This window comes from Streptomyces sp. NPDC048424, assembly GCF_040651555.1.
GTDB lineage: Bacteria > Actinomycetota > Actinomycetes > Streptomycetales > Streptomycetaceae > Streptomyces.
In genome coordinates, this window is the sequence record NZ_JBEZKE010000026.1 from 84,959 (window position 1) to 104,900 (window position 19,942).

Annotated in this window: 22 protein-coding genes; 12 read left to right on the forward strand and 10 right to left on the reverse strand. The window is 72.0% G+C overall.

The window, feature by feature from the left end; all coding sequences use genetic code 11:
- Nucleotides 1–129: 129 nt before the first annotated feature.
- On the forward strand, nucleotides 130–1,599 hold the full coding sequence (locus AB0D29_RS29485) for a PAS domain-containing sensor histidine kinase (RefSeq protein ID WP_351583629.1): 1,470 nt from the start codon (nucleotides 130–132) through the stop codon (nucleotides 1,597–1,599).
- 180 nt (nucleotides 1,600–1,779) lie between these two features.
- Here the strand turns inward: AB0D29_RS29485 and AB0D29_RS29490 are convergent, their stop codons facing one another.
- Nucleotides 1,780–2,037 carry a WhiB family transcriptional regulator gene (locus AB0D29_RS29490; RefSeq protein ID WP_003953983.1) on the reverse strand — a complete coding sequence of 86 codons (258 nt, stop codon included), beginning with the start codon at nucleotides 2,035–2,037 and terminating at the stop codon, nucleotides 1,780–1,782.
- A 324-nt stretch (nucleotides 2,038–2,361) separates the two neighbouring features.
- Nucleotides 2,362–3,327: a diacylglycerol kinase family protein gene (locus tag AB0D29_RS29495; RefSeq protein ID WP_362858387.1), complete on the reverse strand. Its 966-nt coding sequence runs from the start codon at nucleotides 3,325–3,327 to the stop codon at nucleotides 2,362–2,364.
- An 84-nt stretch (nucleotides 3,328–3,411) separates the two neighbouring features.
- On the opposite strand from AB0D29_RS29495, the gene AB0D29_RS29500 reads away from it, so the two are divergent.
- A complete protein-coding gene (locus AB0D29_RS29500; RefSeq protein ID WP_030709865.1) occupies nucleotides 3,412–3,861 on the forward strand; it encodes a hypothetical protein in 450 nt (149 codons plus the stop codon).
- Nucleotides 3,862–3,882: 21 nt separating this feature from the next.
- Here AB0D29_RS29500 and AB0D29_RS29505 read toward each other — a convergent pair whose 3' ends face one another.
- The 3 genes from AB0D29_RS29505 to AB0D29_RS29515 all read right to left on the reverse strand — a co-directional run bounded on the left by AB0D29_RS29505 (nucleotide 3,883) and on the right by AB0D29_RS29515 (nucleotide 5,778).
- Nucleotides 3,883–4,905: an RNA polymerase sigma factor SigF gene (locus AB0D29_RS29505; RefSeq protein ID WP_362858389.1), complete on the reverse strand. Its 1,023-nt coding sequence runs from the start codon at nucleotides 4,903–4,905 to the stop codon at nucleotides 3,883–3,885.
- Nucleotides 4,902–5,315 carry an anti-sigma regulatory factor gene (locus tag AB0D29_RS29510; RefSeq protein ID WP_030012703.1) on the reverse strand — a complete coding sequence of 138 codons (414 nt, stop codon included), beginning with the start codon at nucleotides 5,313–5,315 and terminating at the stop codon, nucleotides 4,902–4,904. The genes AB0D29_RS29505 and AB0D29_RS29510 overlap by 4 nt, the downstream gene beginning before the upstream one ends.
- 202 nt (nucleotides 5,316–5,517) lie before the next feature.
- Nucleotides 5,518–5,778: a UBP-type zinc finger domain-containing protein gene (locus AB0D29_RS29515; protein ID WP_362797189.1), complete on the reverse strand. Its 261-nt coding sequence runs from the start codon at nucleotides 5,776–5,778 to the stop codon at nucleotides 5,518–5,520.
- Between the two features lie 55 nt (nucleotides 5,779–5,833).
- Here AB0D29_RS29515 and AB0D29_RS29520 point away from each other — a divergent pair, with 55 nt between their 5' ends.
- On the forward strand, nucleotides 5,834–7,414 hold the full coding sequence (locus AB0D29_RS29520) for a Na+/H+ antiporter (RefSeq protein WP_362858390.1): 1,581 nt from the start codon (nucleotides 5,834–5,836) through the stop codon (nucleotides 7,412–7,414).
- Nucleotides 7,415–7,639: 225 nt separating this feature from the next.
- Here AB0D29_RS29520 and AB0D29_RS29525 read toward each other — a convergent pair whose 3' ends face one another.
- Complete coding sequence (locus tag AB0D29_RS29525; protein ID WP_362858392.1) at nucleotides 7,640–8,548, reverse strand: pyridoxal-phosphate dependent enzyme; 909 nt, start codon at nucleotides 8,546–8,548, stop codon at nucleotides 7,640–7,642.
- Between the two features lie 130 nt (nucleotides 8,549–8,678).
- Here AB0D29_RS29525 and AB0D29_RS29530 point away from each other — a divergent pair, with 130 nt between their 5' ends.
- Nucleotides 8,679–8,873: a superinfection immunity protein gene (locus AB0D29_RS29530; RefSeq protein ID WP_362858393.1), complete on the forward strand. Its 195-nt coding sequence runs from the start codon at nucleotides 8,679–8,681 to the stop codon at nucleotides 8,871–8,873.
- 48 nt (nucleotides 8,874–8,921) lie between these two features.
- Here the strand turns inward: AB0D29_RS29530 and AB0D29_RS29535 are convergent, their stop codons facing one another.
- From AB0D29_RS29535 to AB0D29_RS29545, 3 genes are all read right to left on the reverse strand, one after another.
- Nucleotides 8,922–9,512 carry an N-acetylmuramoyl-L-alanine amidase gene (locus AB0D29_RS29535; protein WP_362858394.1) on the reverse strand — a complete coding sequence of 197 codons (591 nt, stop codon included), beginning with the start codon at nucleotides 9,510–9,512 and terminating at the stop codon, nucleotides 8,922–8,924.
- Nucleotides 9,513–9,639: 127 nt separating this feature from the next.
- Nucleotides 9,640–10,836, reverse strand: a complete 1,197-nt coding sequence (locus tag AB0D29_RS29540) for a globin domain-containing protein (protein WP_362858410.1) — start codon at nucleotides 10,834–10,836, stop codon at nucleotides 9,640–9,642.
- A gap of 171 nt (nucleotides 10,837–11,007) precedes the next feature.
- Nucleotides 11,008–11,463: an Rrf2 family transcriptional regulator gene (locus AB0D29_RS29545; RefSeq protein WP_362858396.1), complete on the reverse strand. Its 456-nt coding sequence runs from the start codon at nucleotides 11,461–11,463 to the stop codon at nucleotides 11,008–11,010.
- A gap of 236 nt (nucleotides 11,464–11,699) precedes the next feature.
- Between AB0D29_RS29545 and AB0D29_RS29550 the strand changes: the two genes are divergently transcribed.
- The 5 genes from AB0D29_RS29550 to AB0D29_RS29570 all read left to right on the forward strand — a co-directional run bounded on the left by AB0D29_RS29550 (nucleotide 11,700) and on the right by AB0D29_RS29570 (nucleotide 15,861).
- On the forward strand, nucleotides 11,700–13,106 hold the full coding sequence (locus AB0D29_RS29550; protein WP_362858397.1) for a family 2B encapsulin nanocompartment shell protein: 1,407 nt from the start codon (nucleotides 11,700–11,702) through the stop codon (nucleotides 13,104–13,106).
- Entirely contained in the window at nucleotides 13,097–14,155 is a 1,059-nt protein-coding gene (locus AB0D29_RS29555; protein WP_362858412.1) for a family 2 encapsulin nanocompartment cargo protein polyprenyl transferase, read from the forward strand. Before AB0D29_RS29550 ends, AB0D29_RS29555 begins: the two co-directional genes overlap by 10 nt.
- Before the next feature lie 115 nt (nucleotides 14,156–14,270).
- Nucleotides 14,271–14,864, forward strand: coding sequence for a GNAT family N-acetyltransferase (locus AB0D29_RS29560; protein ID WP_362858399.1), 594 nt, complete (start codon nucleotides 14,271–14,273; stop codon nucleotides 14,862–14,864).
- Nucleotides 14,865–15,001: 137 nt separating this feature from the next.
- On the forward strand, nucleotides 15,002–15,586 hold the full coding sequence (locus tag AB0D29_RS29565) for a dihydrofolate reductase family protein (protein ID WP_362858400.1): 585 nt from the start codon (nucleotides 15,002–15,004) through the stop codon (nucleotides 15,584–15,586).
- 71 nt (nucleotides 15,587–15,657) lie between these two features.
- The gene (locus AB0D29_RS29570) at nucleotides 15,658–15,861 is read left to right on the forward strand and encodes a hypothetical protein (protein WP_362858402.1); all 204 of its coding nucleotides are present in this window, start codon (nucleotides 15,658–15,660) and stop codon (nucleotides 15,859–15,861) included.
- A 1-nt stretch (nucleotide 15,862) separates the two neighbouring features.
- Here AB0D29_RS29570 and snpA read toward each other — a convergent pair whose 3' ends face one another.
- Nucleotides 15,863–16,531, reverse strand: coding sequence for a snapalysin (snpA, locus tag AB0D29_RS29575; RefSeq protein WP_362858404.1), 669 nt, complete (start codon nucleotides 16,529–16,531; stop codon nucleotides 15,863–15,865).
- Nucleotides 16,532–16,742: 211 nt separating this feature from the next.
- On the opposite strand from snpA, the gene AB0D29_RS29580 reads away from it, so the two are divergent.
- From AB0D29_RS29580 to AB0D29_RS29590, 3 genes are all read left to right on the forward strand, one after another.
- Complete coding sequence (locus tag AB0D29_RS29580; protein ID WP_351291671.1) at nucleotides 16,743–17,675, forward strand: LysR family transcriptional regulator; 933 nt, start codon at nucleotides 16,743–16,745, stop codon at nucleotides 17,673–17,675.
- Between the two features lie 192 nt (nucleotides 17,676–17,867).
- Complete coding sequence (locus AB0D29_RS29585) at nucleotides 17,868–18,848, forward strand: DUF4097 family beta strand repeat-containing protein (protein WP_362858405.1); 981 nt, start codon at nucleotides 17,868–17,870, stop codon at nucleotides 18,846–18,848.
- Nucleotide 18,849: 1 nt separating this feature from the next.
- Complete coding sequence (locus AB0D29_RS29590; protein ID WP_362858406.1) at nucleotides 18,850–19,785, forward strand: helix-turn-helix transcriptional regulator; 936 nt, start codon at nucleotides 18,850–18,852, stop codon at nucleotides 19,783–19,785.
- Nucleotides 19,786–19,942 lie beyond the last annotated feature (157 nt).

Genomic DNA, 19,942 nt, shown 5'->3' on the forward strand with positions numbered 1-19,942 from the left:
AATGACGGGACGTGGAAACCCGTCGCTTCCTCCAACAGTACGCGGCCCGCGGCCTTCCTGGATACTCCTGAGTACCGTCGTGGGGAAAGTCATCACGCGTACCCGGGGTACGCTCGCAACGTGCCCTCCATGAACGACCTCGTACGCCAGCACACCGCTCTCAGTGAAACCGACCTGGAGTGGCTCCACCTGCTGGTCTCGGAGTGGCAACTGCTCTCCGACCTCTCCTTCGCCGACCTCGTGCTGTGGGTGCCCACCCTCGACGGCACGCGGTACGTCTCGGTCGCCCAGATGCGCCCGAACACCGGCCCCACCTCGTACCAGGACGACATGGTCGGCCACCTGGTCCCGCGCGGCCGCCGCCCGCTCCTGGACGCCGCGCTCGACGAGGGCCGGATCGTGCGCGAGGGCGACCCGGAGTGGCGCGAGGAGGTGCCGGTCCGCGTCGAGTCGATCCCCGTCCGCCGCGAGGGACGGGTACTGGGAGTGATCGCGCGCAACACCAACCTGCTCACCGTGCGTACACCGAGCCGGCTGGAGCTGACCTACCTCCAGTCCGCCTCCGACCTCGCGCAGATGATCGCGGCGGGCTCCTTCCCGTTCCCCGGCCAGCAGGTCGACATGGACGCCTCCCCGCGCGTCGGGGACGGCCTGATCCGGCTCGACGCCGACGGCGTGGTCACCTACGCGTCCCCGAACGCGCTCTCCGCCTACCACCGGCTCGGCCTCGCCTCCGACCTCGTCGGCCAGCACCTGGGCAACACCACCGCCGAACTCGCCCCCTCCCGCGGCCCGGTGGACGAGGCCCTGGTCAAACTCGCCAGCGGCTGGGCCCCCAGGGAGACCGAGATCGAGGGGAACGGCGGGGTCATCCAGCTGCGCGCGATCCCGCTCAAGCCGAAGGGGACCCGGATCGGCTCCCTGGTGCTCTGCCGCGACGTCACCGAACTGCGCCGTCGCGAACGTGAACTCATCACCAAGGACGCGACCATCCGGGAGATCCACCACCGGGTGAAGAACAACCTCCAGACGGTGGCCGCGCTCTTGCGCCTCCAAGCCCGCCGAATGGATTCTCCGCAGGGCCGCGAGGCGCTCAACGAGGCCGTGCGCCGCGTCGGTTCGATCGCGATCGTGCACGAGACGCTGTCTCAGAACCTTGACGAGCGGGTCGAGTTCGACGAGATCGCCGACCGCGTGATCGCGATGGTCTCGGAGATCTCGCCGGGCAAGGTCGACTGCCGGCGCACCGGCCGGTTCGGGATCCTGGACGCGGAGGTCGCCACTCCGCTGTCGATGGTGCTGACCGAGATCCTGCAGAACGCCCTGGAGCACGCCTTCACCCAGGGGGAGCGGGGCACCGTGGAGGTGGCCGCGACCCGCACCGGGACCGGCCGCGCCGACGGGCGGCTGTTGATCACCGTGCTCGACGACGGCAGCGGTCTGCCCGAGGGGTTCGATCCCCAGCGGGCCGGCAACCTCGGGCTGCAGATCGTACGGACCCTCGTGGAGGGGGAGCTCGGCGGAACGTTCGACATGGTCCGGGCGCAGCCGCGCGGGACCAAGGTCGTCCTCGACCTGCCGTCGAGCCCGCAGAAGTAGCCGTAGCGGTAACGCTCCGTCACCTGAAGTGACGTGCGGCCGAGCGGGGGAACCTCACTCGGTGTGACCGGAAAAGCACTGAGCCCCGGACCGAATGGTGATCGGTCCGGGGCTCAAGAGCACGTTGCTGAGCGCTTGTTCGGGTACTACGCGCTGCGCGTCGAGGCTCGAAAGTCGTTGTCAGGCGCTGGCGTTGCGCGCCCGGTTGCGAGCGGCGCGGCGCTTCATCGCGCGGCGCTCGTCCTCGCTGAGACCGCCCCAGACGCCGGAGTCCTGACCGGACTCGAGCGCCCACTGCAGGCACTGCTCCATGACGGGGCAACGGCGGCAGACGGCCTTGGCTTCCTCGATCTGCAGCAGCGCAGGACCGGTGTTGCCGATGGGGAAGAAGAGTTCCGGGTCTTCCTCGCGGCAAACGGCGTTGTGACGCCAGTCCATGGCTGCTCCATCTCCTTGTATTGCGGGCACTTTGCTTGTGAATGTGAACGCTTTCACGAATCCCCCCGTGAGGGAAGGGCGACCGCCCGGTTTCACGCGGGTGATCAGTCAGAGATTCGTGGAGGGGTTCTGGCGATCTGTGTGGGTGCCGGGTTGTGCGGGCTGTCCCGATCGCCATGAAGAGATTCGCAAACCTCGGACGGGGATACAACCCCTTCCGGAAAGTTTTTTTTGATTCGTCGGTGTCTACTAGGTCACAGCCCTACATCGTGAGGGTGGACCGGCGTGTAAACGTTCGAGTGAAAGGCCTTCTGGCCCTTCCACTCACACAATCACACGCAGTGCACGGCGTACGCCTGTGAACCGAACGCTGGTCCGCAGTCCGAGGTGGTCTCCGTCCATCTGGAACGGAAGGGGAACCTTCGAATGCAAGGTGAAGTCGGTCAGATCGTGCAGAGACACCGCGTGCTTGCCGTGCGGACCCCGCTCAGGAGTGGAGGTCAGGAGCTGTGTCGCGTAGCGCGCGACGGCTGGAGTTGACAAACGGTCGAGCGCCAATACGTCAAGCGCGGTATCGAACGACGCCTCCGGAGAGGCATAAAGCGGACGATTGCCCAGATACGTCCACGGTGAGGTGTTGCACACTATCGACAGCACCAGATCCGTCACCGGATCCGCTCCCGGCCGCTCCAGCGTGACCGTGCCGTGCCGCCGGTTCGGTTCCTCCCAGAACTGGCGCATCAGCTGTCGTACATACAGGGCGTGCGTCGAACGCTTGCCGCGCTCCCGCTGCTGCTCGACCCGGCCCACCACGCCCGCGTCGAAGCCGAAGCCCGCGCAGAAGGTGAACCAGCGCGCCGGGACCGACTCGTCCTCCGTGCCCGGGGTGCCGGCCGCCAGGCCCAGCCCCACCGTCCGCTCCCGCTGCTCGCGCAGCGCGTCCAGCAGGGCGCCGGTCGCCTCGACCGCGTCGTTGGGCAGCCCCAGGGCGCGCGCGAACACGTTGGTGGAGCCACCGGGCACCACCGCGAGCCGGGGCAGGCTGTCCGGATCGGGCCCGTCGTGCAGGAGCCCGTTGACCACCTCGTTGACCGTGCCGTCGCCGCCGAGCGCGACGACGAGGTCGAGCCCCTCGTGCGCGGCCTTGCGTCCCAGGTCCCGGGCGTGCCCGCGGTACTCGGTGGTCACCGCCTCCAGCTTCATCTCGCTGGCCAGGGCATGGGTCAGGACGTCGCGCGTGCGCGCACTGGTGGTCGTCGCTGCTGGGTTGGCCACGAGAAGTGCACGCATGAGCGCCAGACTACCCACCCCTTCTCCTGCCGACCCTACTGCCCGTCCCCTCCGGGGTCCGGGGCCCGCCGCTACCCTGCTGGAGTGAGTAAGAAGCAGCCTGCGCAGGCCCCCGCCCCCACCGTCGCACCGCCCGCCGGGCTGCCCGGCCGGCTGACCGCCGCCGCCGCGCTCACCGCGCTGGAAGGTCTGGCACTGGCCGGCCTCGGCGTCTACATGCTGTTCGTCGGCATCGCCGGCGACCCCGACTCCCCGCAGCAGGCCGAGACGGGCGGGATCACCCTGCTCGCCCTCGCCGCGCTGCCGCTGATCGCGGCCCGCGGGCTGCGCCTGGGCCGCCGCTGGAGCCGCGGCCCGGCGCTGATCACCCAGCTGATGGCGCTGCCGGTGGCCTGGACCCTCTACAGCACCGGCGGGGCGATGATCGCCGCCGCGGTGGCCCTGGCCGTGGCCGCCGTGGCCGTCGTGGCCCTGCTGGTGAACCCGACGGCGACCGAGGCACTCGGTATCGGGCCCGGCGAGCAGGCCCGATAACCGGACGTCCGACCCCTGGTCCTACTCCTCCACCAGCAGCTTCTCGCGGAGCTGGGCCAGGGTGCGGGCCAGCAGCCGGGAGACGTGCATCTGGGAGATGCCGACCTCCTGGGCGATCTGCGACTGGGTCATGTTGCCGAAGAAGCGAAGCAGCAGGATCCGCTTCTCCCGCGGAGGCAGCCCCTCCAGCAGCGGCTTGAGGGACTCGCGGTACTCGACGCCCTCCAGCGCCTCGTCCTCCGCGCCCAGGGTGTCCGCGACGGCCGGCGACTCGTCGTCGGTGTCCGGGACGTCCAGGGAGAGCGTGCTGTAGGCATTGGCCGATTCCAGCCCCTCCAGCACCTCCTCCTCGGAGATCCCCAGCCGTTCGGCCAGTTCGTGCACCGTGGGGGAGCGGCCGTGCTGCTGGGAGAGCTCGGCCGTGGCCGTCGTCAGCGAGAGCCGCAGCTCCTGCAGCCGCCGGGGCACCCGAACCGCCCAGCCCTTGTCACGGAAGTGGCGCTTGATCTCGCCGACCACCGTGGGCGTGGCGTACGTGGAGAACTCGACCCCGCGGTCGGGGTCGAACCGGTCCACCGATTTGATGAGGCCGATCGTGGCGACCTGGGTCAGGTCGTCGAGCGGCTCACCGCGGTTGCGGAAGCGCCTGGCCAGGTGCTCGACCAGCGGCAGGTGCATCCGTACGAGCCGGTTGCGCAGCTCCGCCTTCTCCGCCGACCCGTCGGGCAGCGCCCGCAGCTCGATGAAGAGGGCCCGCGCGCCGCTGCGGTCGCGCGGATCCGGCAGCGCCGGGGTCACCGGGAACACCGGTGCCGCCGACGCCGCCGGCGCCACGGGGGCCGCGGCCTCCGGTGGCTGTGGTTGGTCGTGCTGGTTCTCGCTCATAGGGCCCGCCCGTCGCTCCGCCGAGTCCAAAAAGCCGTCTTCCGCATCCGCGTCAGCCGGGTGCGGCCGGGCGTGCTGCTGTTCCGGGATGCCGCCGTCGACCTCGTGCCGTACCCGGGGCCGATCCCCGCCCCGCACCGGGATCTCCCCGCCGCTCACGCCGGGCCTGGTCCCGCGCCGCGCTGTTTGTAGAGGCTGATGCTCACCGTCCGGTTCTCCTCGACCGTGGCCTCGACCTTGCCGGCCAGTGCCGACAGGACCGTCCACGCGAACGTGTCACGCTCCGGTGCGCGTCCGTCGGTGGTGGGCGCCGAGACGGTCACCTCCAGCGAATCGTCGATCAGCCGGAACACGCAACTGAGGACGGAGCCCGGCACGGCCTGCTGGAGCAGGATCGCGCAGGCCTCGTCCACCGCGATGCGGAGGTCCTCGATCTCGTCGAGGGTGAAGTCCAAACGTGCTGCGAGACCGGCCGTGGCCGTGCGCAACACCGACAGGTAGGCACCCGCAGCGGGCAGCCGGACTTCCACGAAGTCCTGAGTCCCGGGCTCGCCTGCGATCTGGGACACCCTCACCTCCAAGGTGGTACGAGCTCTGTTCGCCGGTGACGCTATCGCGATCCGGGTGATCGTGTCGCGGCACCCCTCGTGGCGCCCGCTTGGACACCCGCCTGCGGCCAGTGACTGATGGTAAGCCCATGGGTACGCACAGTGGCTAGGGGTCTGCGGGGCTCAAATCGGGGGAACCGGCGGAGGGTTGACCTACCCCGCCTCAGACGATCGAACCGTCGACAAAACACCATCGCCAGGTCTCGCCCGGTTCGAAGCTCCGCATGACCGGATGGCCGGTCTCCTGGTGGTGCGCGGTGGCGTGCCGGTAGGGGGAGGAGTCGCAGCATGCCACGTACCCGCACCCCAGACACATCCGCAGTTGTACGGGATGACTGCCGAGGGCCAGACATTCGGGACAGGTCTGCGCAGACGGGACCGGCTCGGGGCGCGGCAGTTCGGCAACGTGCGTGCACTCGCTCATGATGACCAGCGTAGGGCCGCGGTGCGGACACGCGACGAATGAGGGTGGATCTTCGATGGAGGTATTGCCGCTGGTGGGGCTCATCGCGGGCAGCGCGGCCGTCGCGGGGCTGGCCCGCCGCACGCCCGTGCCCGCGCCGCTGATGCTCGTCGCCGCGGGCCTGCTGGCCGGGTACCTCCCGGGCGTGCCCCCGTACATCCTCGACCCGCACATCGTGCTGCCGCTGCTGCTGCCGCCCCTGCTCTACACGGCCGCCGTGGACAGCTCGTACCTGGACCTGCGGGCCAACATCCGGCCGATCGCGCTGCTGTCGGTGGGCTACGTGCTCTTCGCGACGCTCGCCGTCGGGTACGCGGCGTACCTGCTCGTGCCGGGGCTGTCCGTGCCGGTGGCCCTGGTGCTGGGCGCGGTGATCGCGCCGCCCGACGCGGTCGCCGCCACCGCGATCGCCCGCAAGCTCGGGCTGCCGAACCGGGTGACGACCATCCTGCAGGGCGAGTCCCTGGTCAACGACGCCACCGCGATCACCGCCTACAAGGTGGCGCTGGCCGCCGCGGTCGGGGTCAGCGCCGGCTGGGCGGGCGGGATCGCGGAGTTCCTGCTGGCCTCGGTGGGCGGTGTGGGCGTCGGCCTGCTGCTGATGGTGCCGATCCACCACCTGCGCACACGGCTCAAGGAGCCGCTGCTCCAGAACACGCTCTCGCTGCTGATCCCCTTCGTGGCGTACGCGGCGGCCGAGCGCGTGCACGCCTCCGGAGTGCTGGCGGTGGTCGTGGTCGCGCTGTACCTCGGACACCGGAACTGGCAGGTCGACTTCGCCACCCGGCTCCAGGAGGAGGCGGTGTGGCGGGTGGTCGCCTTCGTGCTGGAGTCGGTGGTCTTCGCGCTGATCGGGCTCCAGCTGCCGGTGGTCCTGACGGGGCTGGACGAGTACGCGGGCCCGCAGGCGGCCTGGTACGCGGTCGCCGTGTTCCTCGTGGTGGTGGCGTCCCGGTTCCTGTGGGTGTTCCCGGCGACCTTCGTGCCGCGCTGGGTCTCCCAGCGGATCCGGGCGAGGGAGACGGACACCGACTGGAAGTCCCCGGTGATCGTGGGCTGGGCCGGGATGCGCGGAGTGGTCTCGCTGGCCATCGCCTTCTCGGTGCCGATCTCGGTGCCGCACCGGAACCTGATCCTCTTCCTGACCTTCACGACCGTCATCGGGACGCTGGTGGTGCAGGGGCTGACGCTGCCGCCGCTGATCAGGGCGCTGAAGCTGCCGCCGAAGGACGTGCAGGCCGAGACGCTCGCGGAGGCGCAGGCGCAGAGCGAGGCCTCGCGGGCGGCGGAGGAGCGGCTGGCGGAGCTGCTGGAGGAACCGGAGAACAGCACCCTGCCGCCGCCGCTGGCGGAGCGGCTGCGGACGGTGCTGGAGCGGCGGCGCAACGCGGTCTGGGAACGGCTGGGCGAGGTCAACCCGCTGACGGGGGAGTCCGCGGACGACATCTACCGGCGGCTCGCGCGGGAGATGATCGAGGCGGAGCGGGAGGTCTTCGTCACGCTGCGGGACCGTCGGCGGATCGACGACGAGATGCTGCGGGCCCTGCTGCGCCGACTGGACCTGGAAGAGGCGGCGGCGTACCGCGAGGCGACGTGACGTGTCCCGTGCCGGGTCGCTCGGCGGAGGCAAGGCCCGGCTGATCCGGAGCACCACGGGCCCAGTCGGGGAGCGGCTACGGGCGGCGGTGCGGGCACCGCGGCCCTGCGTGGCGGCCAGGCCGTCTCTTTTCGGATCGTGCCGGGGCCGCAGCGCCCCGCACGGCACCGGACACCGCGGGCTCGGCCGACAAGATCCGAAAGAGCCGGCCTACGGGCGCGGCGGCTACGGGCGGCCGGTGATCACCGCGGCCAGGGTGGTGCCGCGGGGGAAGGCGCCGGAGGCCGTGAGGTCGGCCAGGGCCCAGAGCAGCTTGGCCACGTAGATCCGCTCCACCGCGAGGCCGTGACGGGACTCGAAGTCGGCGGCGAAGGCCTCCAGCGCGGGCGGGACCCGGGCGTAGCCGCCGTGGTGGAAATCCTCGGCCAGGGACCAGTCGCCGGCCGGGCCACCGAAGGCGGCCCGCTGGAGGGAACGTATCTCCGCGTCCAGGAAACCGCCCGCCAGGACCGGTACGCCGAGCGCCCGCTGCCCCGGGGCCAGACCGGCCGCCAGGCCCGCCAGGGTCCCGCCGGTGCCGCAGGCCACGGCCACCACGTCGGCCGCGCCCCGCAACTCGCGGCCGAGCCCGGCGCAGCCGTGCAGGGCGAGGGCGTTGCTGCCGCCCTCGGGGACCACGTACGCACCGCCCGCGCCCGCCCCGTCCACCAGCCGCGCCAGCGCCCGCGGGTCCGCCTTGCCGCGGTACTCCGAACGGGAGACGAAGTGCAGCCGCATGCCGTCGGCCGCGCAGCGGGCGAGGGAGTCGTTCAGGGGCCGCCGGCCGAGCTCGTCGCCGCGCACGATGCCCACGGTCCGCAACCCCAGCAGCCGCCCGGCGGCCGCGGTGGCCCGCAGGTGGTTCGAGTACGCCCCGCCGAAGGTGACGAGCGTGTCGTGCCCCGCCTCCACCGCGGCCCGCAGGTTCGGCGCGAGCTTGCGCCACTTGTTGCCCGGCAGCTCCGGATGGACGAGGTCGTCCCGCTTGAGCACCAGCCGTACGCCGTACGCCGCGAACCGCTCGTCCCCCGCCTCGACGAGCGGCGACGGCGGTCGCGGTTCCAAGAGCACATCACGGTGCGCGGGCAGGTTCACCCGTCCATTGTGTGCCGGTCGGCTCCGTGGTGCGGGAGGAGAGGGGGGCGATGGGGGGGTGAGAGGTTCTTCACGGGGTGGGGGGAATCGGTGATGATGGGGCGTCATATCCGTTGGCGGTGGGGGATTCATGGGCAGCAGTGATGCGATTCCGTTCGGCGTGGTGGGGCTCTTAGTCATCGTCCTCGCGTATTTCATTCCGACTGCTGTCGCCTTCGGCCGAGGAGTGCCCAACAAGGGCTCCGTGCTGGTGGTCAACCTGTTCTTCGGGTGGTCCGTGGTGGGATGGGTGATCGCGCTCGCCATGGCCGCGCGCAGCAGGTAGTGAGGCTGCGCCGTCGTCCCCGGCGCGGCGCCGGGGACGACGGCCCGGCTACTTCAGGCGCTCGCCGATGCGTTCGCGCAGCGAGTCCATCGTGAAGCCCCGGGGGTCGACCTTGCCCGGCTGCCATTCGAGGTGGCCGATCACCGAGCGGGCGGTCCAGCCGTGGACCCGGCAGAGGGCCGCCGCCGCGCGGGTGACGGCTTCGAGCTGGACCGCCGGCCAGGGGTCCTCGCCGTCGCCGAGGTTCTCGCACTCGAAGCCGTAGAAGTGGCGGTTGCCGTCCGTGTCGGCCTGGTGGTCCGCGGGGAGCCGCTTCTCCGCGATCACCGCCGCCAGGACGTCGGAGTCGCCGAGGCCGGCGTGGTTGGCGCGGCCGTAGCCGACCAGGTGGACCCGGCCGTCCTTGGCGATCACGCCGTGGCAGAGCGGGCCCGGCAGGGCGCTGTGGCCCTCCCGGCAGAGCTGGACGGTGTACGGGGTGCCGCGGGTGACGGTGTGGTGGATCATCACCCCGTGCAGCGGGCCCCACGGCCCCTTGTGGTTGCGGTTGTGGGTGCGCCAGGCGCCGACCTCGACGACGGTCAGGCCTTCGTGCCGGAGTGCGTCGATGAACCGGTCCGCGGACATGGGTGCGGCCATGGCCGCCTCCTTCGTTGCGGTGCGGGACGGACACCCTGTGTGTGCGTCCCATCACGTTACGTTTAGTGGAGGCGGCCCTTCCGCGGCTAGTGTTTTCGTACGGCGAGCGAGCCGATCCGGACACGGCTCATGCGGAAGCGAGCCAGAGGTCCGGGCCGAACACCTCGTAGTGGATGTCGCGGGCCGGCACGCCCTTGGCGATCAGCTGCTCGCGCACGGCCCGCATGAACGGCAGCGGCCCGCACAGGTAGGCGTGGGTGCCGGGGGCGACGGGGACGGCCGAGAGGTCCATGCGGCCCTCGCCGTCGCCCGGCTCCGCCGCCTCCTCGTACCAGAACCGGGCCGAGGCCTCGGCCAGCTTGTGCGTCAGGGCCCGGTGGTCGGCGCGCAGCGGGTGGTCGGCGGGGGAGCGGTCGGCGTGCAGCACCGTGACCGGGGCGGCGTGCCCGGTGTCGGCCAGGTGCTCCAGCATCGAGAGCATCGGGGTGCAGCCGATCCCGGCCGAGGCGAGCAGGACCGGGGCCGTGGAGTCCCGCAGGACGAGGTCGCCGTACGGGGCCGAGACGCGCAGGGTGTCGCCGGTGCGGACGCGGGCGTGCAGGTGGTGGGAGACCTCGCCGTCGGGGCCCGCGGCGGCCGGGCCGTGGACCCGCTTGACCGTGATCGCGCGGACCGGGGAGCCGGGTGCGGTGGACAGGCTGTACTGGCGGATCTGGCGGGCGCCGTCCGGGAGTTCGACCTGGACCGAGACGTACTGGCCGGGCTTGAAGGCGGGCGCGGGGGCGCCGTCCGCGGGGGCCAGCCGGAAGGTGGCGCAGTCGGCCGTCTCCTCCGTCCGGCCGGTGACGGTCCACTCGCGCCACACGTCCCCGGCGGTGACCTGCCGCTCGGCGTACAGGCGCTCCTCGATGGCGACGAGGGCGCCCGCCATCAGCCAGTAGACCTCGTCCCAGGCCTGGGCGACCTCGGGGGTGACGGCCTCGCCGAGTACCTCCGCGATGGCCGCGAAGAGGTGCTCGTGGACGACCGCGTACTGCTCCCGGGTGACGCCGAGGCTGGCGTGCTTGTGGGCGATGCGGCCGAGCATCGCGTCGGGGCGGGTGTCCGGGTGCTCGACGAGGTGGACCGCGAAGGCGGCGATGGATCCGGCGAGTGCCTGCTTCTGGAGGCCGGAGTTCTGGTTGCCCCGGTTGAAGAGGTCCCGGATCAGCTCCGGGTGGGCCGCGAAGAGCTTCGTGTAGAAGAGCTCGGTGATCTCGCCGATCGCCGCCCCCACGGCGGGCAGGGTGGCTCGTACGGTCGCGGTCGACTTCTCGGACAGCATCGTGGCTCCTCGCGTGCGCTGCATGAATTGGTATCTGAGATGCGTATTTATGGTTGCGGAAAGGTGCGGCCGGTGGGGGCGTGAACCCGTGCGGACTTCTGTTCGAGGTCCCGGAGGGATCGGTCCTCGCGGGCCGTCGGGCGGCGTGAACCGGCCACCGGGCCGGGGCGGTCAGGCCCCTTCGGCCCCCGTCGGCGCCCGGCCGGAAATGCCCAGCAGGAGCGGTCCCGTGGGGGCCGCCACCAGGTCGTTCACCGTCAGAGGGTCCAGCGCGGCGAAGAAGGCCTCCTGGGCCCTGCGCAGGGCCCCGCGCAGCAGGCAGGCGCCGCGCAGCGGGCAGGGGGTGGTGCCGTCGCAGTCCACGACGTCGCCCGCGCCCTCCAGCTCGCGCACCACCCCGCCCACCGAGGCGGCCCGCCCGGCGGAGGTCAGGGCGAGCCCGCCGCCGCGGCCGCGCCGCGCCTCGACCAGCCCGAGGTGCTGCAGCCTGGCGACCACCTTGGCCGTGTGGGTGTACGGGACCTCCATGGTCGCCGCCACGTCGCGGGTGGTCGGGAGTTCGCTCTCCTCGACCGCCAGGCGCATCAGGACGCGCAGTGCCAGGTCGGTGAATCGGGTCAGCCGCATGGGTCCACCGTAGAAAACTTGCATCTTGTCTGCAAATTAAGGCGCGCGGACAGGGGTGGCTTGGCCGAAAACGGTGGGGTGTGAGGGGCTCATGAGGCGCCTGGGGGAGGAGGGGGGCCCGAAAGAGTGCCCCGCGCCCGGACGGAGTAGTCCCACCCTTTTGTGTAATGGTCCCATCACGTTCTGTGCTGAAAGGCTGACCCCGCAGATCCATGGAGTGATCGAAAGGGAAATACATGTCGGTCCAGGCAGGTTCCGAACCCGAGGCCCAGGCACCGCAGCGCAGTCTTGGGACGACGGCCGCGCGGAACTTGGCAACCACGACCAAGTCCGCGCCGCAGATGCAGGAGATCACCTCCCGGTGGCTCCTGAAGATGCTGCCGTGGGTCTCGGTCCAGGGCGGCACGTACCGCGTCAACCGCCGGCTGAGCTACTCGGTCGGCAACGGCGTCGTCGAGTTCATCAAGACCGGCACCCAGGTCCAGGTGATCCCCGCCGAGCTCGGCGAGCTCCCGCTGCTGCGCGACTACGAGGACCTCGACGTCCTCGGCGAACTGGCCCAGCGGTGCCGGCAGATCGACTTCGAGGCCGGCCAGGAACTGACCGCGTTCGGCAGCCCCGCCGACCAGGTGTTCCTGCTCGCCCACGGCCGCGTCGACCAGATCGGCCCGGGTCCGTACGGGGACGACGCGGTCCTGCAGACCGTCGCCGACGGCGCGTACTTCGGCGAGGACTCCCTCGTCGATGAAGAATCGATTTGGGAGTACACGGCCCGCGCCGCGACCGCCGGCACCGCGCTGGTCCTGACCCGTCAGGACTTCCAGCTGCTCGCCGACCGGGTCGACTCGCTGCGCGAGCACCTGGACGCCGTACGGACGCTGCCCGCCCAGCGCACCAACAAGTACGGCGAGGCCGCGATCGACCTCTCCGCCGGCCACCAGGGCGAGGCCGTCCTCCCCGGCACCTTCGTGGACTACGAGGCGCGCCCGCGCGAGTACGAACTGTCCATTGCACAAACGGTCCTGCGGGTGCACAGCCGCGTCGCGGACCTCTACAACCACCCGATGAACCAGACCGAGCAGCAGTTGCGGCTCACGGTCGAGGCGCTGCGCGAGCGCCAGGAGCACGAGATGCTCAACAACCGCGACTTCGGCCTGCTCCACAACGCCGACTACGACCAGCGCATCCAGCCGCACGACGGCGCGCCCAGCCCGGACGACATGGACCAGCTGCTCAGCATGCGGCGCGGCTCCAAGCTCTTCCTGGCCCACCCCAAGGCGATCGCCGCCTTCGGCCGCGAGTGCAACAAGCGCGGGCTCTACCCGGAGTCGGTGGAGATCAACGGCAACCGGGTGCCGTCCTGGCGCGGCGTGCCGATCTTCCCCAGCAACAAGATCCCGATCAGCGACGCCCGGACCACGTCCATCCTGTGCATGCGCACCGGCGAGGACGAGCAGGGCGTCATCGGCCTGCACCAGCCGGGCATCCCGGACGAGATCGAGCCGAGCCTGTCGGTCCGCTTCATGGGGATCAGCGAGCAGGCGATCATCTCGTACCTGGTCACCGCCTACTTCTCCGCCGCCGTGCTGGTGCCGGACGCGCTCGGCGTGCTGGAGAACGTCGAGATCGGCCGCTGGCGCTGAGTACGGTGAACGCCACCGCGACCGGTGAGGGCCAGGAGGCGGCCGTCCTCCTGGAACGGACGAGGCACACGGTCAACCCGGAGCTGCGCCGGACCGTCGAGAGCCTGCCCGGGGGGATGCGCCGAGTGGCGATGTACCACTTCGGCTGGGAGCACGAGGACGGCACCCCGGCCGCGGGCAACGCCGGCAAGGCCATCCGGCCGGCCCTGGTCCTGGCCGCGGCCCAGGCCCTCGCCGGGCCGGGGGCCGGCAAGGGCGACGAGGCCGTACGGGCGGCCGTGGCCGTGGAGCTGGCGCACAACTTCACGCTGCTGCACGACGACGTCATCGACAAGGACGTCCGGCGGCGCGGCCGCCCGACCGCCTGGACCGTCTTCGGGATACCGGACGCGATCATCACCGGCGACGGCATGATGGCGCTCGCGCAGCGGCTGCTCGCGGAGGATCCGCATCCTGCCTCGGCGGCGGCCTCGTCCCGGCTCGCCGCGTGCGTCATCGAGCTGTGCGCCGGCCAGCAGGCGGACTGCGCCTTCGAGCAGCGTCCGGACGTCTCCCTCGACGAGTGCCTGACCATGGCGACTGCCAAGACCGGGGCCCTGCTGGGCTGCGCGTGTGCGCTCGGCGCCCTGTACGCGGGGGCCGGGCCGGACGAGGTGGACGCCATGGACGCCTTCGGGCGGGAGGCCGGGCTGGCCTTCCAGCTGATCGACGACCTGATCGGCATCTGGGGGGACCCGGGGCACACCGGCAAGCCCGCGGGGGCCGATCTGATCGCCCGCAAGAAGTCCCTCCCGGTGGTGGCCGCCCTCACCTCCGGCACCGCGGCGGGGGAGGAACTGGCCGCGCTGTACGCGGGCCCCATGACCGGGGACGACGTGCGCGCCGCGGCGGACGCGGTGGACCGGGCGGGCGGGCGCGACTGGGCGCAGGCCCATGCCGCGGACCGGATGGGGCGGGCGGTCCAGCAGCTGTCGCGCGCCGTGCCGGACCTCGCGGCGGCGGGCGGGCTGCTGGCGCTCGCGGAGTTCGTGACGCGCCGCACGCGGTGAGGCGCGACCGAGGCCCGTTCCGGCACGGCACGGTGCCGGAACGGGCCTTACCGCGGGTCCGTGCCAACTCTAGGATCGCTCACGGTTGTTGACGCGTGAGCGAAGGGTGTGACCAGTGGCGCTGGAGATACGTCAGGCGGATCAGTCGGACCGGGACGCGGTGGCGCGGCTGCTCGACGAGGCCTTCCGCACGGACCCGGTGAGCAGCTGGGTCTTCCCGGACCCGGAGCACCGGGCCGCGGTGCACGGGAAGTTCCTCGGCGTCTTCGTGGACGTGGCGCTGGCCGAGGGCCGGATCGACTACGCCGTGGACGGCTCGGCGGCGGCGCTGTGGCTGCGGATCCCGGCCGGCGAGCCCGAGGGCGAGGACGAGATCCCGGCGCGGATGCGCGCGGTGGCCGATCCGGACAACGAACGGTGCGAGCTGGTCGGCCGCCTGACGGGCGCGGTCCACCCGACGGCGGAGGAGCACGAGTACCTGCTGATGATCGCTGTCGCCCCGGACCGCCAGGGACGCGGGCTGGGCAGCGAGCTGATCCGGCCGGTGCTGGAGCGCTGCGACCGCGAGGGCGTGCCGGCGTACCTGGAGGCGAGCAGCGAGCGCAGCAAGGGGCTGTACGAGCGGCTCGGGTGGGACTTCACGGGTGAGGCGGTGCGCCTGCCGGAGGGGCCGCTGATGTGGCCGATGTGGCGCAAGCCGCGCGGCTAGGCGGGCCGGGGTCGGGTCGGCGGGCCGGGGTCGGCGGGCGCAGGGGGCCGCGCGGGGGCTTGCGTAACCACTTCAGTTGAAGTACTTTCTCCGGCGTGCCTCCGGTGCGGTGGCACGGTCGAACGGAAGAGAATCGCTTGCGCAAGCTCACGTACTTCATCGCCACGTCGGTCGACGGCTTCATCGGGGCCCCGGACGGCGACGGCGATTTCTTCTACGCCCACGTCGACGCGGAGTTCACCGAGTTCCTCAAGGCGGAGTACCCGGAGACCATCGCGGCCCAGGGGCGCGCCGCCCTCGGGATCGCCGACGCCGAGCCGAAGCGCTTCGACGCGGTGCTCATGGGCCGGAACACGTACGAGCCCGGCCTCAAGGCGGGCATGACCAGCCCCTACGGCCACCTGCCCGGGCAGTACGTCGTCTCGCGCTCGCTCACCGCCTCGCCGGACCCCGAGGTCGAGCTGATCTCCGGAGACGTCGCGGCCAAGGTCCGCGAGCTCAAGGCCCGGGACGGGCTCGACATCTGGCTCTGCGGCGGCGCCGACCTCGCCACCCAGCTGATCGACGAGATCGACGAGTTCATCGTCAAGACGTACCCCCTCTTCCTGGGGGCCGGCATGCCGATGTCCCGGGCCGGATTCGGGGTGCGCCCCCTGGAGCTGACCGGGGTCAAGGTCCTCGGCGGCGGTCAGACGGTCGCCTCGTACGCCGTCAAGCGCTGACCCGGCCGGCCGGCCGGCGCCCGGGCGCCCTCCGACCGCCGGAACGCGCCGAACCGGCCTACCGTGGAGGTATGGCCGGTGAACAGCAGCAGCGCACACACGAGACGGTCGCCCCGCAGGCCGGGCACGAACAGCAGACGTGCCCGGCGTGCGGGCGCCTCGTCGACACGGTGGTCAGGCGGCGCAAGTCCCTCGGGATCTTCATTCCGGTGTGGGGCCGGGGCCCCTGCCGGAATCCGGGATGCCCCGATCACGCGGACCCCGAGGAGCGGTGACTCAGCCCTTGGTCGCGAGTTCCTTCGCGCCCAGGCCGGAGGCGAAGCCGTTGGCCCAGAGCTGGTTGACGCGCGACCGCTCGGCGGAGTTCGGGTTGGCGTTCTGGCACGAGGTGCCCGGTCCGCCGCCCGACATCAGCTCGGAGCACGGACCCGAGTAGTGGTCCGGAAGACCCAGCACGTGGCCGGTCTCGTGCGCGGTCACGCGGGTGGAGTTGTACTGCTGGTTCTGCCGGTAGTCCAGGAAGATGTAGCCGCGGCCGTGCCCGTCCGTGCTCGCGTACGAGCCGCGTGAGTCATTGCCCTCGCGGTACGAGAAGTTCCCGCCGGAGGACACCTCCTGCAGCCGGACGTTGCTCACCGAGCTGTTCCAGATCTGCGTGGAGCGGGCTATCTGGCTGCGGAAGCTGGGCGCGCTGCGCGTGTTGTACGTGACGGTCACGGCCAGGACGCCGGGGTTCGCGGCGCGCTGCTCGGCGACCGAGCGCTGCACGGCCTCGAAGAAGGCGCGGTTGGCGGCCTCGTTCTCCTGCGAGCCCGCGTACGCGGCATAGCTGGCGGCATTGCCGACGGGGGCGGGAGCGGCGCTGGCGGTGGGGGTGACGCCGAGGGCGGCGGCGAGGCCGAGGCCGACGGTCGTGGCCAGAACGGCCTTACGGGAGTGGCGCATGTGGGGGAGCTCCTACTCGTCCGGTGCGGTGGGGGGTGGGTCGTTCGGTACCGGAGTCTGCGGGAGTGCCGTGGTCCGGCGGATGATGTCACTGCCCGATAGCGCCGGCCTATCGGGAAGATTTCGACAGCCCAACTAGCGTGAGAATGGCGGGATTCGGGGGGCTATCAGTGGCTGGTGCGGTCCACCGGGACCGGCCTACTCTCGGGTCATGGAGCTTGAGGTCAGGCACCTGCGCGCGCTGTGCGCCATCGCCGACGCCGGCAGCCTGCACAAGGCCGCCCGGCAACTCGGCGTGAGCCAGCCCTCGTTGACGACCCAGCTGCGCCGCATCGAACGGGCCCTGGACGGTGAGCTGTTCCTGCGCGAGCGGACCGGCTGCCGGCCCACCCCCTTCGGCCGGACCGTACTGGGCCGGGCCCGGCCGTTGCTCGCAGAGATGGCCGCGCTGGTCGCCGAGGCCCGGGCGCAGGCCCGCGGTCCGCGCCTGAGCATCGGCTCCACGGCCAGCCGGGCGCTGCCGGGTTGGCTGCGGCGGCTGCACCGGCGGATGCCGGACACCGAGACCTCCCTCGTCGTGGACGTCTCCGCCAACGCGCTGCTGCGGATGGTGGCCTCGGGGCAGCTGGACGTGGCGTTCGTGCACGAGGTGGAGGGCAGCCCGCTGCGGGTGCCGGCCGGGCTGCAGCTGCACGTGCTGATGGAGCGGGAGCCGCAGTTCGTGTCGATGTCCCGGGACCATCCGGCCGCCGGGCAGGCGGTGGTCTCCTTACATGACCTGGCGGCCGACCGCTGGATGGTCGACCCGTCGGTCGACGGCGAGTGGGACGGGCTGCGGCGGGTCTTCGCCGGGGCCGGACTCGACCCGCCGGTGCTGCACGCCGACTACCACACGGCGACCTCGCTGATCATCTCCGGCGAGGCCGTCGCGCCCTGCCAGCCGACGTCCGGGCCGCGCGACGACATGGCGATCCGGCCGCTGTCGGGTGACCCCCTCGCCGTACGGCTGCTACTGGCGACCCGGCCCGGCGCGCACGCGGAGGTCTACGAGGACCTCCGCGCCGCCTATCGCGAGGCGGCCCTGCGCACGCCCCCGTACCGCGCCTGGCTCCACCACCACGCGAGCCCCCTGCTGGCGGCCTGACCGCCCGCCGGGGCCCGCGGCCCTGATGCGCGCCGAACGCCGGTGAGCCGGATTTCCCGGTCTCACCGGCGTTTCGGCATGCCCGCGCACAGGCTTGACTTCCCCCAACCGCGATATATCGTGTTACTCAGAAGACGCGATATGTTGCGTGCGTCGAGTCCGGTCCGTGAACGCACGAGGAGGATCAGCACCATGGCAGAGCAGTCGTCCCGGCCGTCGCCTTCGCAGTCGACCTGGCACGTCGCCGAACCGCAGAAAGTCACCTTCGAGGTGCCGGTGACCGAGCTCCGCGTGCGCGTCGTGAGCGGCACGGTGAACGTGGTCGCCGCCGAGGAGGGCCCGGCCCGCCTGGAGGTGACCGAGGTCGACGGACCGCCGCTGTACGTGGTGCAGGACGGCGGCACCCTCACCGTCTCCTACGAGGACGTGCCCTGGAACGGTGCCCAGGGCCTGAAGCAGTGGTTCGAGTCCAAGCCCTGGAAGGCGTGGTCCGGTTCCGCCGCCGGCCGCAAGGCCTGGGAGCGCAGCGCCGCGATCACCCTCACCGTCCCCGCCGCGACCCGGGTCCAGGTGGCCGCCGTCGACGCCACCGCCTTCGTCTCCGGCATCTCAGGCGGCACCGAGGTCAACGAGGTCTCCGGCGACGCCACGCTGGTCGGGCTCTCCGGCCGGGTCAAGGCGCACACCGTCTCCGGCAGCGTCGAGGCCCAGTCGGTCACCGGCGACCTCCGATTCCACTCGGTGTCCGGCGGCCTGACGGTCGTCGACGGCGAGGGCGTGAGCGTACGGGCCGACTCGGTCAGCGGTGACATGCTCCTCGACCTGGACCTCGGCACGGCGTCCGCGCGCCCCGTGGACATCGCGCTGAACTCCGTCTCCGGACAGGTCGCGATCCGCCTCCCGCACCCGGCCGACGCCCGCGTGGAGGCCAACACCGCCACCGGCGGGGTCTCCAACGCCTTCGAGGACCTGCGGGTCTCCGGCCAGCTGGGCGCCAAGCGGATCACCGGCACGCTCGGTTCCGGCACCGGCACCCTGCGGGCCACCACCGTCTCCGGCGGCATCGCGCTGCTGCGCCGCCCGCCGTCCGACGTCGACGGCGGCGCCGCCGATGCCGCCGACGCCCCCGCGCCCGCCGCCGCTCCGCTCGCGCTCGACAAGAAGGTGCTCTGACATGCCGCCCGTCTTCGCCCACGGCCGCCTCCGCCTCTACCTCCTCAAGCTGCTGGACGAGGCCCCGCGCCACGGGTACGAGGTGATCCGCCTGCTGGAGGAGCGCTTCCAGGGCCTGTACGCCCCCTCCGCGGGCACCGTGTACCCGCGGCTGGCCAAGCTGGAGGCCGAGGGCCTCGTCACGTACGCCACCGAGGGCGGGCGCAAGGTGTACTCCATCACCGAGGCGGGGCGCGCCGAGTTGGCCGACCGCAGCGGTGAACTCGCCGACCTGGAGCTGGAGATCCGCGACTCGGTCACCGAACTGGCCGCGGAGATCCGCAACGACGTCCGCGGCGCGGCGGGTGACCTGCGGCGCGAGCTGCGGGAGGCGGCCTCCGCGTCCGCGACCCCGGTCGAGGACGAGTCGTGGAAGGCGGCCAAGGAGGAGCTGCGCAAGGCGAAGCAGGAGTGGAAGGAGCAGGCGCGGCGGGCGAAGGACGAGAGCCGCCGGGCCCGCGAGGAGGCGCAGCAGGCCCGCCGCCAGGCCAAGGAGGCGCAGGAGCGGGCCCGCGAGGAGGTCCAGCGCATAGCGGTCCAGCTGCAGGAGCAGTTCGCCAGGTCCGGTGGCGTGCTGGGCAGCCTGGCGGGGGCGTGGCTCGGTGGCGGTGCGGGGCCGTCCGGGCCGGCGGCCGCGCCTCCGGCTTCGGCTCCGGCTCCGGCTTCGGCGGCGGAGGCCGAGGCCGAGGCCGAGGCCGATGCCGGTGCGGGCTGGGCCGAGGATCTCGTGCCCAGCGGTGACCCGGCGCGGGATCTGGACCGGCTGCTGGACCGCTTCCGCGACGAGGTGCGGGATGCGGCTCGGGACCGCGGGGTGACTTCGGCCCAGGTGGCCGAGGCGCGGGCCGGGCTCGCGGCTGCCGCCGCTCGGCTGAGGGTGACGCTGGGGGTCGGGTAGGGGGCTCGGCCGCGCCGCCGTTGCGGGGGCTCCGCCCCCGAGCCCCCGCGCCTCAAACGCCGGCGGGGCTGAAAGATCGGGGCTCCGCCCCGGACCCCGCGCCTCAAACGCCGGCGGGGCTGGATGGTGCGGCGGGGCTGGATGGGGTGGCGGGGCC

What these genes read in the sequence shown, in the direction of transcription:
- AB0D29_RS29535 (WP_362858394.1), bottom strand. Translation starts at nt 9,512, where the DNA reads ATGGCCGCACCCATGTCCGCGGACCGGTTCATCGACGCACTCCGGCAC.
- AB0D29_RS29515 (WP_362797189.1), bottom strand. Translation starts at nt 5,778, where the DNA reads ATGAGCGAGTGCACGCACGTTGCCGAACTGCCGCGCCCCGAGCCGGTC.
- AB0D29_RS29495 (WP_362858387.1), bottom strand. Translation starts at nt 3,327, where the DNA reads ATGCGTGCACTTCTCGTGGCCAACCCAGCAGCGACGACCACCAGTGCG.
- AB0D29_RS29590 (WP_362858406.1), top strand. Translation starts at nt 18,850, where the DNA reads ATGCCGCCCGTCTTCGCCCACGGCCGCCTCCGCCTCTACCTCCTCAAG.
- AB0D29_RS29570 (WP_362858402.1), top strand. Translation starts at nt 15,658, where the DNA reads ATGGCCGGTGAACAGCAGCAGCGCACACACGAGACGGTCGCCCCGCAG.
- AB0D29_RS29585 (WP_362858405.1), top strand. Translation starts at nt 17,868, where the DNA reads ATGGCAGAGCAGTCGTCCCGGCCGTCGCCTTCGCAGTCGACCTGGCAC.
- AB0D29_RS29485 (WP_351583629.1), top strand. Translation starts at nt 130, where the DNA reads ATGAACGACCTCGTACGCCAGCACACCGCTCTCAGTGAAACCGACCTG.
- AB0D29_RS29550 (WP_362858397.1), top strand. Translation starts at nt 11,700, where the DNA reads ATGTCGGTCCAGGCAGGTTCCGAACCCGAGGCCCAGGCACCGCAGCGC.
- AB0D29_RS29540 (WP_362858410.1), bottom strand. Translation starts at nt 10,836, where the DNA reads ATGCTGTCCGAGAAGTCGACCGCGACCGTACGAGCCACCCTGCCCGCC.
- AB0D29_RS29580 (WP_351291671.1), top strand. Translation starts at nt 16,743, where the DNA reads ATGGAGCTTGAGGTCAGGCACCTGCGCGCGCTGTGCGCCATCGCCGAC.
- AB0D29_RS29545 (WP_362858396.1), bottom strand. Translation starts at nt 11,463, where the DNA reads ATGCGGCTGACCCGATTCACCGACCTGGCACTGCGCGTCCTGATGCGC.
- AB0D29_RS29520 (WP_362858390.1), top strand. Translation starts at nt 5,834, where the DNA reads ATGGAGGTATTGCCGCTGGTGGGGCTCATCGCGGGCAGCGCGGCCGTC.
- AB0D29_RS29490 (WP_003953983.1), bottom strand. Translation starts at nt 2,037, where the DNA reads ATGGACTGGCGTCACAACGCCGTTTGCCGCGAGGAAGACCCGGAACTC.
- snpA (WP_362858404.1), bottom strand. Translation starts at nt 16,531, where the DNA reads ATGCGCCACTCCCGTAAGGCCGTTCTGGCCACGACCGTCGGCCTCGGC.
- AB0D29_RS29530 (WP_362858393.1), top strand. Translation starts at nt 8,679, where the DNA reads ATGGGCAGCAGTGATGCGATTCCGTTCGGCGTGGTGGGGCTCTTAGTC.